Raw genomic sequence first — 15,177 nt, forward strand, 5'->3', positions numbered from 1 at the left:
CGTCTTTGCGTCCTCGTATCCTCTTCATTCCCCGCGTCCTTTTCTGCTGTGGAAATTGTGGAAAATGTGATATGCGTTTATTTGATTGATTATTCTATAAGTATCTGCCTGTGGAAAACCTGTGGAAAAACTAGAGTATTTTTCCACAGTCGTAGTTATTAATAATTAAATTAATGAAGTTTTCCACAGATTGTATGGGAGTTTTCCACAAAAAATCATGACTTTTTCCACAAGGTAATGTTCTCTTAATAATTTTTTATACTTTACTTAAAAAATTGCAACTTTTGGTTGTGGAAAAATAATCAGAAGTATCTCAATTTATGTTTTGTTGGAACGGCTAGTTATATTAATGCGATCGCTCAATTTGCGGAGAGTTTGTGCCAAGTCTTGATCAGTTTGTTTCAATTGAGCAATTTTTTCACAACTGTACATAACAGTTGTGTGATCTTTACCACCAAACTCTTCTCCGATTCTCGGCAAACTAAGTTCCGTATGTTGCCGCATTAAATACATTCCGATCTGACGCGCCCAGCTAATTTCTCTTCGTCGCGAGTTGCTCTTTAAGTCTTCAATTGTCACATTTAACTCTTCGGCAACAATCGTCAAAATAGCTTCTGGGGTTGTGTTTACTTTTTCGGTTGGTGGCTCTAAAACTGGGGCAATATTTTCTACCGTCATAGACAAGCCCCAAATAGAAATATATGCCAACGCCCGAATTAATGCACCTTCTAGCTCTCGAATATTGGAAGTGTAATGATAAGCAATATATTCAATTACATCCCTTGGTAGACGGATATTTTCATACTCAGCCTTTTTTTGCAGAATTGCCATTCTAGTTTCTAAATCTGGCGGTTGAATATCAGCAATGAGTCCCATAGAAAATCGAGAACACAAACGTTCTTGCAGACTGGGTATTTGATTTGGCGGACGATCAGAAGCTAGCACGACTTGCTTACCGGCTTCGTGTAGAGTATTAAAAGTATGGAAGAATTCTTCTTGGGTGTATTCTTTACCTTCAATAAACTGAATGTCATCTACTAAAATTACATCAGCAGCGCGGTAATGTTCGCGAAAACTTTGCATACTGTCTTTACGAATGGCAGTAATTAAATCATTAGTAAACTGCTCGGTAGAAACATAAAATATTTTTGAATCAGGACAAATTTCCAGCCGATAGTGTCCGATCGCCTGCATCAAGTGAGTTTTTCCCAAACCCACACCACCACATAAAAATAAGGGATTAAACTCTCTGCCTGGAGATTCTGCAACTGCCAAGGATGCAGCGTGAGCCATACGATTGTTAGCTCCCACCACGAATCGAGAAAATACATACTTGAGATTTAATTCTGTAGCCTTTGGTCTATTTTTAGCTGTGGTCTCGGCACTACTATTTTGAGTTGTGACTACCCAACTAGTTTCTCGTTCATTAAATTGAGAAACATCTTCACCTTGAGTAACAGTAATATAAATTCCTACAGGATGGCCAAGAATGTCTTGAACCACATTGGCAATGGTTTTAATGTAGTACTTTTGTAACCAATTACGAGCAAAGGGATTAGGAGTACGAATTACCAAGCAATTATTTTCTAATCGCTCGGCACTAGCAGTTTTGATCCAAGTCTCAAAGGTAGGACGAGACAACTCTAGCTGCAATCGCTCTAGAACTTGACTCCACAGACTTTCTATGGGAATTGTCATGATCTACCACCTTTGCTGGTAACCGTCACAATAATATTAAGCAAGCACCAATTTAGCAAAATGTACTCTAGACCAGGGATGAGCTTTAGGTTGTTATCATTTTTGGACTTTCCTGGTAGGCAATATCCTACCACTCAAGGATTCACACGGAGAAGCGAATACCGATGAAGACAAATTTATTGTTAATGCTACTGAGTGGCGTAGCAGTATCTTTAGGTGGCTGTGCCATACCCACCAACACATTAGAGACTCAAAGCCCCAACACTCAAGCTCAAAACCCAACTAATACCCCAATTGTCGCTGCTCCTGCCCCTCCTGCCATTTTTCAATCCTCAGGAGATCCTAACTTTGTAGTCAAAGTTGTGCAAAAGGTGGGGCCTGCTGTTGTGAGAATCGATGCTGCTAGAACAATCATTTCTCGCTCACCAGATGAATTTAGTGATCCATTTTTACGACGCTTTTTTGGCGATTCACCATCTCGTTCTAGACCGAGAGTAGAAAGAGGTAGCGGCTCCGGATTTATGATCAGTGGTAATGGTCAAATTTTAACTAACTCGCACGTCGTCAATGGTGCTGATATTGTAACTGTTCGGCTCAAAGATGGCCGTACTTTTGATGGACGCGTGCTGGGTGAAGACCCCATTACCGATGTAGCTGTGATTAAAATTGATGCAAATAACTTGCCGACAATTGCTTTGGGCAATTCCGAGACTTTACAACCAGGAGAACCAGTAATTGCGATCGGCAATCCATTGGGTTTAGATAATACTGTAACCTCTGGTATTATCAGCGCTACAGGTCGTTCTAGCAGTGCCATTGGTGCTAGTGATAAACGGGTTGATTACATTCAAACCGATGCTGCGATTAACCCCGGTAACTCTGGAGGGCCTTTACTAAATGCTCGTGGTGAAGTTATTGGCATGAATACTGCCATCCTCCAAGGCGCTCAAGGATTGGGATTTGCTATTCCTATCAACACAGCACAACGAATTGGTAAGGAATTAATTGCTAACGGGAAAGTAGATCATCCTTATTTGGGTATTCAAATGGTAACGCTGACACCGGAAGTAAAAGAAAGAATAGATAGATTAGGACTGAATGTCACAAGCGATCGCGGCGTTTTACTAATTGATGTTGTGCCAAGTTCGCCAGCAGCAGCAGCGGGGCTGCGAGAGGGTGATGTTATTCAAAGTATCAACAACCAATCTGTTGCCAATATAGAAGAAGTGCAGAAGCTAGTGGAAAACAGTAAAATAGGAATTCCTTTACAATTACAAATACAGCGTAACGGACAAACTGCCCAAGTAGCAGTTAAACCAGCACCCTTACCAATTCAAAAAGAAGGTTAGTGTAAGTAGCAGGCACAAGGCACAAGGCAGAGGGCAGTGGGGAATTGGGACGCGGGGACACAAAGACGCAAAAACGCGGAGAATGTACATGAAAAATTTTCCCTTACTCCTACTCTCTCAATCTCCTTGTCCTCTTCTGTATGCAGTTTATGAAGGCTACTTATAAATAAAATATTTTTATATCAAAAAAGATTTAATGTTATGGCTGAACAACTTCCTGTGATTCAATTAGGTAATCCGAGCTTACGGCAAAAAGCAGCTGTAATTGAAAATATTCAAGATGAAAATATTCAAAAACTAATTGATGATTTAATTGCCACAGTTATCGAGGCTAATGGTGTTGGCATTGCTGCACCGCAAGTTGCCCAATCATGCCGCTTGATGATTGTAGCCTCTCGTCCTAACCTTAGGTATCCTAACGCTCCACAAATGGAACCTACTGCCATGATTAATCCGAAAATCATTGCTCATTCTACTGAAGTTGTCAAAGGTTGGGAAGGTTGTTTAAGTATTCCGGGTATCAGAGGGTTAGTACCCAGATACCAAGCAATAGAAATCGAGTATACGGATAGAAATGGCAAGCTGCAAAAACAACAATTAACTGATTTTGTTGCTCGGATCTTTCAGCATGAATATGACCATTTTGAGGGATTAGTATTTTTAGATCGGCTGGAGAGTAGCCTAGATATTATTACTGAGCAAGAGTATCAAAAAATGATTGTTAAGAATATTTGACAATAAATATTTCTAAAGAACTATACAATAACCGGAAAAGTAAGTTACATTTTATCTATTGTTAACCTTTTGGCTTGAGGTCGTTATCGGGTAAATGACAAAGACCACTAGTAGTCGCGGGAGATTAGGTCATCCGCCACAAATCTTGTCTGACTTAATCTTGGCTCAACAGCACAGCGATGAAGCAAACAATGACACTGGCAAGGAATCTGTGCATTCACCAACACAACAAATGTTTGGTAGTTTGAGAGTTGTCCATGCAACTCCGGGTCGTGTGCGTATTCGCGCTACTGATGGTAGTCATAACTCAATACTACAAAGTGTTTCTGAGTATTTACGACAGCAAAAGGGACTTAAGGAAGTTGCTATTAATCGGCAAACTAGTAGCTTAGTAGTTACATTTGATGAAAATCAACTTTCCTTACCTGAAATACTGGCGTTGCTTGAGAGATTTGGCGTCGGACAGCAAAATTCTTCTGATTCCACAAATCATACAGATCCCTTTGCAGCATGGAAATCTATTGATTTTTGGACAGAACAGGGAATATCTTTTATTCCTTTGTTTACAGGGCTAGGAGTGACAGGTGCATTAGGAATCAGCGGATTGGTATCAATTCCTGTATACATGATTACAGCAGATGCAACCCGTCGCGTGATTGACTATATACAGCCGCAACTATCGGCATTAAAAAATAACAAACAACTTCATAGTGTTTCTACAAAAAATCGCCAGGTAAATTCTGAGGCTTCTTTAGAGAAAGTGGAGCAAACAACAGCTTTAAAAAAGGAAATTTCTGCAACAAATACTGTAGACAGGGCTAATAATTTAGCAGCACAATCTGCAAAAAATGCTTACAGTGTTGTTCATTCAGTTCCAGGACGCGTGCGCTTAAATGTACCTCGCTTAGGTTCTGATCGCGCCTATGCACGACGACTGGAAAAGTTGCTCAAAAGCGATTCCCAAGTCACAAACGTGCGTGTAAATTGTGATGCGGTATCAGTGGTGATCGCTTATCAACCAGGTAACATTCCAGTATCCCACTGGGCTAGCTTAATAGATTTGGCTGACAACAAAACTGTTACTCAGGTAATTCCTATTAGAACAGCAGAGCATACACCAAAAGAAGAACGTCAGTATTATCAACCTCAAGAATTTGCAACAGCAACGCAAACTTCAACAGAGGAAGTTAGTCAACTGTCTCAATCTCAAGAACTAAAGACAGCAAGTGAAGATATTACTCCAGAAGCATCTACTTTATGGGGTAATTTCAAAACACCCGCTTTGTCTTATGCTCTCGCCTTTATGGCGAAATTCCCTTTAAATGCAGGCCCCGACTGAGGAGGGAAAGTAATGGTTGGATCGATTTCGCAATTGCAATTGGCAACTGCTAGAGAAAAAAAAACCCAGGCAGTTGTTACTCCCGATAGAAATTACGTCGGGAAGCGGTCGTCGAAGGAAGTTTATAGCATTACTTATGCGCTTCCAGGGCAAGTAGGATTTTGTGTACCTCGCATTGCTAAAGAACTAGAATACAGTAAAAAACTGGTATCTTTGCTGCAAGCAGAGAATTTAGTCACGAGAGTGCAAGTAAATGACACTGCTGGCTCAATCGCGATCGCCTACAAGCCTGGAACCATGTCAGACTTTGAGATGCGAACGCATCTAATTGATCTGATTCACGCTGCTAGCGATGCATTAATTGCAGATCAAAAAGTGCAGATACAACCAGCTTTTTCACATTCAGTTGCAAACCAAACCAAAATCAGGCAAGAGCAAAACAAAGTAGCTTATAGCATTGCTCATGCGATTCCAGGGCAAGTGGGATTTTGTGTACCTCGCATTACCCAAGAACCAAAATACAGTCAAAGACTGGTAGCGTTGTTGAAGGCAGAGAGTTTAGTCACGAAAGTGGAAGTAAATAACACTGCTGGCTCGATTGTGGTAATGTATCAGTCTGGAGCAATGTCAGATTTTGAAATGCGATCGCATTTAATCAATCTGATTCAGTCAGAGGGCAATCCACTCATTGCAGAACCAACTCCCAAACAAACTGCAAGTAAAACCAAAAGTAGACAAGAGCAAGACAAGGAAACAAGCACAAAAAAAACCAAGGAGAAATTGAAAACTCCTCCCGTTTGTGCCAGTGCTAACCATTCCGTGTCCTCGTCTCGCCCTCAATCTGCGACTTCTCCTGGAAAAACTAAAGAGCAAGCAAAGCAGCCAGCAAAATTAGCTTATAGTATTGCTCACTCCATTCCGGGACGAGTTAGATTTCATGTGCCTCGGATTGCCCAAGATCCGAAATACGTGCAACGTTTGGAAGCTTTGCTCAAAGCAGATCCAACGGTAATTGGCGAACGAGTAAATCGCTGTTGCGCATCAATTGTGATCACATATAAATCTGCGTTCAACCTCAATACTCAAAATCAAAAACGCAGTGTGATGGAAGCAGCAATATCACATTTAGTGAGTTTGCTTCAAGATGCAACTATAAGCGCGATCGCCTAACTGTCAAAACACATCTATCAGCCTTTCACAACTCACAAATCAAGACCTGAAGACAACTAGCCAGTCTAGCAGGATGGGGAGTTTGTTTACTCTTTTCACTATCCTTGCCAAACTGGATAGCCTTCTTGTCGCTTTCAGTTCAAAAATTATCTGTATGAGAGAGAAGCAATGGTACAAGTTAAGGTGGGTTTACCATCCTCCGCAAGTCAGTTGTCTCAAGTGACAGCGGCTCAAAAGAATGGGAAAGCTCATTTAGTCGAACTCAACACACACTCACGCACGCATCTTCCCAAAGTTCCTCATAGTGTTGTCCATGCAATTACAGGTAGAATTCGCTTGCAAGTGCCACGCTTGCGCTACGATCCTGACTATGCACAGCGCCTCCAAATTCTGCTAGAAGCAGATGCATTAGTTACAAGTATCCGGCTCAAGCCTGCGGCAGCCTCGGTTGCTATTACTTACAATCCCAGGAAAGTTTCAGAATTCAAGTTACGCCACCATCTTAGCCATTTAATCCAAGCAGCTGGTGAACTTGTTGTCCTCAAATCTGCAACACTACAAACAACGGAACAAACAGAGAAATTTTGGCCGGGAGTACAACTTTCTGGTGCTATTACCACCTTAGCTGTGTTGGGTGGGCCTTTGGGATTACCCATTCCATCAATGTTGATGGTAGGAACCATTACTCTTGCTACATTGCCAATTGTTCAACGCGCTTGGAAGGGAATTGTCGTAGAGCGAAAACTGAATATAGACTTTTTGGATTTTATTGCGATCGCCATTACCACCTTTCAAGGTCAATTTATCACGCCAGCACTGATGCTGAGTTTAATTGAGATTGGTGAAAAGATACGCGATCGCACAGCTCGTTCATCGGCACAGCAAACCCTGGATCTATTGAGTTCTTTAGGGCAGTTAGTGTGGGTGGAACGAGGCGGCAACAAGCAACAAATTTCCATCCAAGAAGTGCAGTGTGGAGATACAGTCATTGTCTATCCAGGGGAACAAGTACCCGTTGACGGTAAAATCCTGCGAGGTAAAGCGCTGTTAGATGAGCAAAAACTAACTGGCGAATCTGTGCCTGTTTTCAAAACAAAGGGACAACAAGTATTTGCTTCCACCTTGGTGCGGGAAGGACGAATTTATATCCTGGCAGAAGGAATCGGCAACGATACTAAAGCTGGGAAAAGCTTGCAGTTAATGCAACAAGCCCCAGTTCACGATACCCGCATGGGGAACGATGCTGTGAAAATTGCCGAGAAAGCAGTGTTGCCAACTTTGTTACTGGGAGGGACAGTACTTGCCATCACCCGTAACCCGGCGCGTGCAGCTAGTATTTTCAGCCTTGATTTTGCAACGGGAATTCGAGTCTCTGTGCCAACAGCAGTTTTGGCAGCACTTACCCATGCAGCCCAGCGCGGTGTTCTGATTCGCAGTGGCAGAGCGTTAGAACTGCTAGCACAGGTAGATACTGTCGTCTTTGATAAAACAGGCACGCTGACTCAAGGTGAAGCGGCTGTTGTCGGGGTTGAGAGTTTCAATTCAGCAATTTCAAGTATGCGGGTATTGCAACTAGCTGCTACCGCCGAACAGTGCTTAACTCATCCAGTCGCAGAGGCAGTCATGCGTTATGCCGAAACTCACAACGTAGAAATTTTGCCGCGTAGCAAGTGGGAGTATCAACTTGGCTTGGGCGTACAAGCACAGATTGATGGAGAACTTGTTTATGTAGGTAGCAAGCGTTTTCTGCGCCACAAAAATGTGGATCTGTCGGGATTAGAAGGAAAACAAAAACCTGCCTCTGCAATTTATGTTGCCACCAACGGTGAACTTCAAGGTATAATAGAGTATTGTGACTTGCTCCGTCCTGAAAGTCGGGAAGTCATTCATAGACTGTTGACGGTCGAGGGTGTAGAAGTCCACATGCTCACCGGAGACAACAAGCGCACTGCTAGCACTGTAGCCGCGCAACTTGGTATTATCCCAACTAATACCCACGCAGAAGCATTTCCTGAACAAAAAGCAACAGTTGTACGCGAATTGCACGAGCAAGGAAAGACCGTTGCATTTGTTGGCGATGGTATCAATGATTCGCCAGCTTTAGCCTACGCCGATGTTTCTGTATCTTTTGCCAACGGTTCCGATATTGCCCGTGAGACAGCCGACTTAGTGCTGATGAAGAATGACTTGCATGGTTTATTGGAAGCGATCGCGCTCGCCCGCCAAACCAAGCAACTAATTCAGCAAAACACGGGTATTGTTGCCGTACCTAACCTAGCTGCATTAGCGATCGCCGTTTTCTTCGGTTTAAATCCTTTAGCAGCAACGGTAGTCAACAATGGCTCTACAGTGGTTGCAGGAGTAAACGGTTTGCGTCCTGTTTTGAAAAGCCGCAAAACAAAAACTCTACCAACAGTAAGATGAGATATCTATCTCTACTGAAATAAGATAGAGAGTTTTAGTGGAATTTACTGATTTACTTGAGGTAAAAATTATGGCACCCAAAATAACTGACTTTGTCGAAGAAGCTGGCGCACCTGGAATTATAGCCGGTATCGGTGCAGTTCTTCTAGCACCTGTAGTGATTCCAGTCGTAGCTGGAGTAGGTAAACCCATCGCTAAAACCCTGATTAAAGGTGGAATTAGCATTTACGAAAAGAGCAGAGGAGCCTTTGCAGAACTGGGTGAAACCTGGGAAGACATTGTTGCTGAAGCAAGAGCAGAACTAGCTGAATCAAAGCAACTACCAGCTGTTGAAGCTGGTGTTGATAATGGAGATAAGGTTGGCTAAACTTCAACAACCATAGTTGTGAAAGTTTATATCGTAGGGATGGGTAACTTACCCATCTCCAAAATTATGATTCAGTTGATCAATTTTGGATGGGGATTTTTTGAGAGAGCGTTCTGGCTCTAGTTCTTGTAACTAGGTTGAACCGGGTAACGAGAGTTGAAGAGTACAAAGGTAGTAGTCAGGGATTTACTACCTCGGATCTTTTTTCAGAATATCAAGCCTCATGGGTACTTTTAATTAAATTTGTAATTGCTAAGGAGAGTGGTGACGTGCGGAAAAATGGTTATGGCAACCTTAGCTACATCCCAAAAAGTATGCAGGAAACAGCCTTAGAAAAACCATCCAAACCGATATTGACAAAAATTGTAAGTAATACTCCAGGGCGTTTGCGTTTGAGAGTTGCTCAACCCCAGCGTTGGGCTACAAAAATGCAACATATACTCAAAACTCTTGAAGCCCAGCCTAACATTAGTCAGGTACGGATGAATCTTCAGAACGGAAGTATTACTATCCAGCATGATGGTAATGAGGACAGCTTCAAAAATGTTATTACTACATTACAGGATTTAGGTGTAATTTTCGCTGACATTACAGGTTTTGCTGAAACTACAGGAGGAAAATCTGAAGTAGCAGCGGGAGTATCAAATGCAGTTGTTGATTTGAATAAGCGAGTTAAAGAAGCAACAAACGGTGTAGTTGATCTGCGCTTCCTTTTTCCTTTAGGACTTGCTACCCTTTCAATCCGGCAGTTATTTGCTAAAGGACTACAATTAGAAATAATTCCTTGGTACGTGTTGGCATGGTATGCCTTTGATAGTTTTATTAAATTACACGGTACAAATCAACCCCAGTCTACAAATGAGTAAACTTTCATATTATTAAGGTCTCCCAAATGCAGTAACTTGAGAGCAGGAAGGAAGTATAACCTTCAAAAGGGAGAGCTGAGGATGAAAAAACTAATCAATACACCAGAAGACTTTGTACGCGAAAGTCTAGAAGGTATGTTAGCCGCTCATCCAGATTTAATTAAGGTAAATTTTGATCCCAATTTTGTCTATCGTGCTGATGCACCTATCAAAGGTAAGGTAGCAATTATTTCTGGAGGTGGTAGTGGGCATGAACCGATGCACGCTGGTTTTGTGGGGATGGGAATGCTCGATGCTGCCTGCCCAGGAGAGGTTTTCACTTCACCCACCCCCGATCAGATGCTAGCTGCGACGAAAGCTGTGGATAGTGGAGCTGGTATTTTATCCATCGTCAAAAATTATTCTGGTGATGTGATGAATTTTGAAATGGCAACCGAGTTAGCCCAAAGTGAGGGTATGCGGGTGCTAAATATTTTGATTGACGATGATGTAGCGGTAAAAGATAGTCTTTATACGCAAGGGCGTCGGGGTGTCGGAACTACAGTTCTGGCAGAAAAAATTTGTGGAGCCGCAGCCGAACAAAGATACGATTTGCAGCAACTCGCAAATTTGTGCAGGCGAGTTAACCTAAATGGACGGAGTATGGGTGTAGCATTAACTTCCTGCACAACACCAGCCAAGGGTACACCGACATTTGAGCTTAGTCACCAAGAAATCGAAATGGGTATCGGCATTCACGGTGAACCCGGAAGAGAGCGCATGAGTATAAAATCAGCAAATGAGATTGCTGAAATGTTAGCGCTATCGATTATTGAAGATAAATCCTATAGCCGTACAGTACGAGAGTGGGATGAAACTAAAGGCGAATGGGTGGATGTAGAACTAATAGATCCAGCATTTACAAAAGGTGATCGCGTGCTAGCTTTTGTGAATAGTATGGGTGGCACTCCTGTTTCCGAACTTTATGTTATTTACCGCAAACTAGCAGAAATTTGTCAAAAGCATGGTTTGCAAATAGTCCGAAACTTGATTGGTGCTTATATAACTTCCCTGGAAATGCAAGGTTGTTCAATTACCCTACTCAAGCTCGATGATGAAATGATTCGGCTATGGGATGCACCTGTCAAAACACCGAGTTGGCGATGGGGAATTTAGGGTTATGCAGAAAACACAACACCTCTTTTTCATTGCTCTGCTACCATCACAAGAAATTCAAGACTACGCCAACCAAATCAAGCAATACTTTGCAGATAAGTACGCTAGTCGGCACGCTCAAAAATCTCCACCTCACATTACCCTACAACCACCCTTTGAATGGGCAGATGAAAACGTGCCAGCATTAGAAGAATGTTTGCAAGAATTTGCCAGTCAGCACAAGGCATTGCCAATTACCCTAAATGGTTATGCTGCCTTTGTACCTCGTGTCATATATATTAATGTAGTTAGAAGTCCAGAACTGTTGGCTTTACAAGCTAATTTAATGGCGCATTTAGAAAGCAAACTGGAAATTGTTGATAAAGTTTCTAAAACGCGCCCCTTTGCTCCCCACATGACAGTGGCATTTAAAGACTTAACAAAACAGAACTTTAAAGCTGCTTGGCCAGAATTTGAAAAGCGGGAGCTTTATTTTGAGTTTACTGCAAACAGTTTAACATTGCTATTTCACGACGGTAAGCGGTGGAATATTAAAAGCGAGTTTCCCTTTGCTCAGAACCAAAGAGCGATCGCCTCTTAAATTTCCTTTTCACCTACTAACTTCTTTAACGCCAATAAACAAGCTCCATAAGCAGGTTCATACCTTGGTAAAATCACCTTCACGGCAGGAAATTTTGTGACAATAGATGCTGTAAATCTTTCCCGCATCTTGCACTTACTTTGCCATACACTTCCAGTTGTTACTACTTCAATAAATTCGCTAGGGCTAAAAATAGCATTCATAACTGTAGAAGTAGCTTTAACTAGTTCTTCTACAGCCTCATTAATAATTTTATTTGCTACTTCATCTCCTTGTGCGGCTGCATAATCAACAATTGGTGCCAAAGCCGCTATCTCTTTAACACCCCATCCTCGCCGATAGATTACTTCTATTAAATCTTCTATACTTGCTAGACCAAGATGTTGCTGCAAATCTTCTATAATTGTCGTTGACATCTCACGTCCATCATAGGCTTTTAATGCAGCTTGCATACCAGCAACAGCAATTTTATAGGCGCTACCTTCATCTCCTAAAATATAACCCCAACCACCGACTCGCTTAGTTTTTCCCTGAGAATTTCGACCAAAAACTATAGAACCTGTTCCTGCTGCGGCTACAATTCCAACATCATTACCAATTCCGCCTACTAAAGCAATCAAAGCATCATTACAAATTACAATATTAGATTGACTTACTGCCCAATCAATGGAAAAAAATGATTATTTTTTAAATATTCAAAAATATTTTTTACTACTTCAATATCTTGAGAACGACCTACACCTGCTAAACCAAAGCAAATAGCTTCTATTTTAATAGAATCTGTTAACTTTAACCCTTCAATTATGGCTGCATTAACTGCACATTTAATTGATTCCAAAGCTGCTTTAATACCTACACTCTGATAATTAGATTCTCCAGCTTCACCACGTCCTAAAACTTTTCCAAATGCATTCATCAAAATACAGACTGTTTTACTTCCTCCACCGTCTATTCCTAAAATACAACTCATCATATAGTATTCTTATCTAATGTCAAGAATTAGGGGTGTAAGGGGATAAGGGTATAGGGGTGTAAGGGAACCCATAAATAAATTTAGGGGCTTGAAACAAGGACGCCGTATTTCTCGTACTACGTATCTCGAAATACATCTTCTTTTCTTCTCCATGCTTAAAAGCAGGGGCTTGTATCCTTTTCTTCGGGGCTAATCGCTTTACACCCCTACAACGCCACATGCTTTATGCCGGGAAACCCGTCCACCGCAGTGGCTCCCCTGCACCCCTACACCCGCCCCGAAGGGGGTTGGTCAGGACTTACACAAAATACCTCTCTAGCTCTTATTCCTCTGTGTTCCCTGTGCTTCTGTGGTTTTATTATTCGATAATTTGTGCATAAGTGCCAATATTTTTTTAATAACCGCAGAGACGCATAGACGCGTAAGCGGCTACTTACCCTTCGGGAACACCTTCGGTGTACAGAAGCCACTACCTACGGAAGCCGCTAGCTAACGCAACGCCTGACGGCGAACGCGTCTACCGCGTCTACGTGTCTACCCGCAGGTTAGAAGGCAGAGCAAAGAGAATTGATGGATTATTAGTAATTCTATTATCTTGCTGTAGGATTTGCTTCTTCCTTTAAAGGAATAAACAACATAGAAATCATCCCCGGAATTGTGAATAAACAAACTAAAATAAAAAATATAGGATATCCGACTGCTTGTTGAAGATAACCACTAATTAATCCTGGTAGCATCATTCCTAAAGCCATGATGCCTGTCGAGATAGCAAAATGAGAGGTTTTATATTCACCTTGGGAAATATACATTAAATACACGCTAAAAGCTGTGAATCCAAAACCATATCCAAATTGTTCTAAGGAAACCAATGGAGATATTAATGTTAGTGAAGGTTGAGTATAAGCCATGTAGACATAAAAAATATTAGGTAAGTTCATAGCTAAAGCCATAGGCCAAATACATTTTTTTAATCCATATTTAGAAATAACTATACCTCCTAAAATACCTCCTAAAATTAGAGAGACTACTCCAGAAGTACCATAAACTAAACCTAAATCTGATGTTGACAAACCTAGCCCTCCAACTTCCAGCTTATCTAATAAAAATAAAGACGCTATTTTAACCAACATTGCCTCACCAAATCTATAGAGTAAGATAAATGCTAAGATAGATACAATCTTTTCTTGAGTGAAATACGAGGTAATTATCTGTAAAAATGGAATTTTTTCTCTTGCTGTGTATTGATGTGTAGCATCTTCATCAGGAAAGGGTAAAATTAGGCGATGAAAAATAAATATTATTAATAAAATGGCAGATGAAAAACCAATAATAAGTGTCCAAGCTAAAGGTATGTTTTTAAAATATATTTCTAGTTTACCAGCTAAAAAGACTAAAATTCCAGAACAAAAAATAATGGCTAGTCGATAAAAAAGTGAACGGATACCAACAAAAAATGCTTGTTGCTCTGGCTTTAGAGCAAGCAAATAAAAACCATCTGTAGCAATATCATAGGTAGCAGAAATAAATGCTCCTAAGGTTAATACAACTAAGGAGATGAAAAAGAAGTTTGGCAATTGTAATGAAAAGGCTACTAAAACCAAACACAAAAACATAGCAATTTGGCTGGTAATTATCCATGTTCGTTTGGTAGAGTAAATATCTACTACAGGCCCCCAAAACATTTTAATTACCCAGGGTAAATAAAGAAAACTTGTCCATAAGGTAATTTGAGCATTATCTACACCCATTCGTTTGTAAAATATTACAGAAACAGTGTTGATAATCACATAGGGTATGCCAGAGGCAAAATATAAAGTTGGGATAAAAGTCCAAGGAGAAAGAAATATGCTTCTTTTAAGCATAAATTGGCAAAGAGGCAAAGAGTGTGAAGCAGTTCTTTTATACCTTAACAACTAATTGAACACCAAGATATTTATAGAATTAACGAACCACAAAGTACACAAAGTACACAAAGAGAAAGACACTGACGTAGGCAGTGGATGTCCGTCACAAAGAAAGTATTTAAAGGATTATGCGTTTGATGCCGTCTTTGAGAAGAGTAACGTTAAAGTTGACGAGAAGGGCGAGAGGATATCCGGTAATTTTGAGATAAGAGAGGACTTGGGCTTCATGAATTCTGGTTAAGTTTTGGACAGCTTTCAATTCCACAATTAGAGAATTCCCAAGCAAAAAATCTAATTTGCCTTCACCTACTGTACGACCCTTGTAAGTGACTACTACTGGATGCTCAAACCTATGAGGTATTCCTCGCAGCAAAAATTCTTCTTGTAGTGCCCTATGATAAACCTCCTCCAAATATCCAGAACCCAACACTCTGTACACTTCAATAGCGGCACCAATTACAGCATAAGCTAATTGCTCAACCTCATCTGTTAACTGTCTCATCTCTACTAAATCCTTTTTTCTTCGTGTCCTTTGTGTCCTTTGTGGTTCATTCCCATAAAACCCTCTCCAACCCTGTGGCAAAATTTATTAGAGTCCTTCTTAGAAACCTTCCACA

At 41.1% G+C, this 15,177-nt stretch carries 12 protein-coding genes and 1 pseudogene; 9 read left to right on the forward strand and 4 right to left on the reverse strand.

Annotated elements, in window-relative coordinates; translation table 11 throughout:
* Positions 1 to 318: 318 nt before the first annotated feature.
* The gene (gene dnaA, locus U2718_RS06955) at positions 319 to 1,698 is read right to left on the reverse strand and encodes a chromosomal replication initiator protein DnaA (protein ID WP_341993206.1); all 1,380 of its coding nucleotides are present in this window, start codon (positions 1,696 to 1,698) and stop codon (positions 319 to 321) included.
* A 164-nt stretch (positions 1,699 to 1,862) separates the two neighbouring features.
* Between dnaA and U2718_RS06960 the strand changes: the two genes are divergently transcribed.
* The 9 genes from U2718_RS06960 (at position 1,863) to U2718_RS07000 (ending at position 11,683) form a co-directional block, all read left to right on the forward strand.
* Positions 1,863 to 3,047, forward strand: a complete 1,185-nt coding sequence (locus U2718_RS06960) for an HhoA/HhoB/HtrA family serine endopeptidase (protein WP_341993207.1) — start codon at positions 1,863 to 1,865, stop codon at positions 3,045 to 3,047.
* Positions 3,048 to 3,248: 201 nt separating this feature from the next.
* Positions 3,249 to 3,782, forward strand: coding sequence for a peptide deformylase (gene def, locus U2718_RS06965; RefSeq protein ID WP_341993208.1), 534 nt, complete (start codon positions 3,249 to 3,251; stop codon positions 3,780 to 3,782).
* Between the two features lie 94 nt (positions 3,783 to 3,876).
* Positions 3,877 to 5,121 (forward strand): HMA2 domain-containing protein, encoded by a 1,245-nt coding sequence (locus U2718_RS06970; protein ID WP_341993209.1) that lies wholly within the window; start codon positions 3,877 to 3,879, stop codon positions 5,119 to 5,121.
* Positions 5,122 to 5,133: 12 nt separating this feature from the next.
* Entirely contained in the window at positions 5,134 to 6,291 is a 1,158-nt protein-coding gene (locus U2718_RS06975; protein WP_341993210.1) for an HMA2 domain-containing protein, read from the forward strand.
* A 168-nt stretch (positions 6,292 to 6,459) separates the two neighbouring features.
* On the forward strand, positions 6,460 to 8,715 hold the full coding sequence (locus U2718_RS06980) for a heavy metal translocating P-type ATPase (RefSeq protein ID WP_341993211.1): 2,256 nt from the start codon (positions 6,460 to 6,462) through the stop codon (positions 8,713 to 8,715).
* Positions 8,716 to 8,785: 70 nt separating this feature from the next.
* On the forward strand, positions 8,786 to 9,082 hold the full coding sequence (locus U2718_RS06985) for a DUF5132 domain-containing protein (RefSeq protein ID WP_289790238.1): 297 nt from the start codon (positions 8,786 to 8,788) through the stop codon (positions 9,080 to 9,082).
* Positions 9,083 to 9,351: 269 nt separating this feature from the next.
* Positions 9,352 to 9,948, forward strand: coding sequence for an HMA2 domain-containing protein (locus U2718_RS06990; RefSeq protein ID WP_341993212.1), 597 nt, complete (start codon positions 9,352 to 9,354; stop codon positions 9,946 to 9,948).
* An 81-nt stretch (positions 9,949 to 10,029) separates the two neighbouring features.
* Positions 10,030 to 11,103, forward strand: coding sequence for a dihydroxyacetone kinase subunit DhaK (gene dhaK, locus U2718_RS06995; RefSeq protein ID WP_341993213.1), 1,074 nt, complete (start codon positions 10,030 to 10,032; stop codon positions 11,101 to 11,103).
* Between the two features lie 4 nt (positions 11,104 to 11,107).
* Positions 11,108 to 11,683, forward strand: a complete 576-nt coding sequence (locus U2718_RS07000; RefSeq protein WP_341993214.1) for a 2'-5' RNA ligase family protein — start codon at positions 11,108 to 11,110, stop codon at positions 11,681 to 11,683.
* Here U2718_RS07000 and U2718_RS07005 read toward each other — a convergent pair.
* The 3 genes and pseudogenes from U2718_RS07005 to U2718_RS07015 all read right to left on the reverse strand — a co-directional run bounded on the left by U2718_RS07005 (position 11,680) and on the right by U2718_RS07015 (position 15,062).
* A pseudogene (locus U2718_RS07005) lies at positions 11,680 to 12,653 on the reverse strand (N-acetylglucosamine kinase). The gene U2718_RS07000 and the pseudogene U2718_RS07005 sit on opposite strands and share 4 nt — an antisense overlap.
* Before the next feature lie 593 nt (positions 12,654 to 13,246).
* Positions 13,247 to 14,518 (reverse strand): MFS transporter, encoded by a 1,272-nt coding sequence (locus U2718_RS07010; RefSeq protein WP_341993483.1) that lies wholly within the window; start codon positions 14,516 to 14,518, stop codon positions 13,247 to 13,249.
* Between the two features lie 160 nt (positions 14,519 to 14,678).
* On the reverse strand, positions 14,679 to 15,062 hold the full coding sequence (locus tag U2718_RS07015) for a GxxExxY protein (protein WP_341993215.1): 384 nt from the start codon (positions 15,060 to 15,062) through the stop codon (positions 14,679 to 14,681).
* Positions 15,063 to 15,177 lie beyond the last annotated feature (115 nt).

The sequence above is a fragment of the Chlorogloeopsis sp. ULAP02 genome, assembly GCF_038404745.2.
Lineage (GTDB): Bacteria > Cyanobacteriota > Cyanobacteriia > Cyanobacteriales > Nostocaceae > Chlorogloeopsis.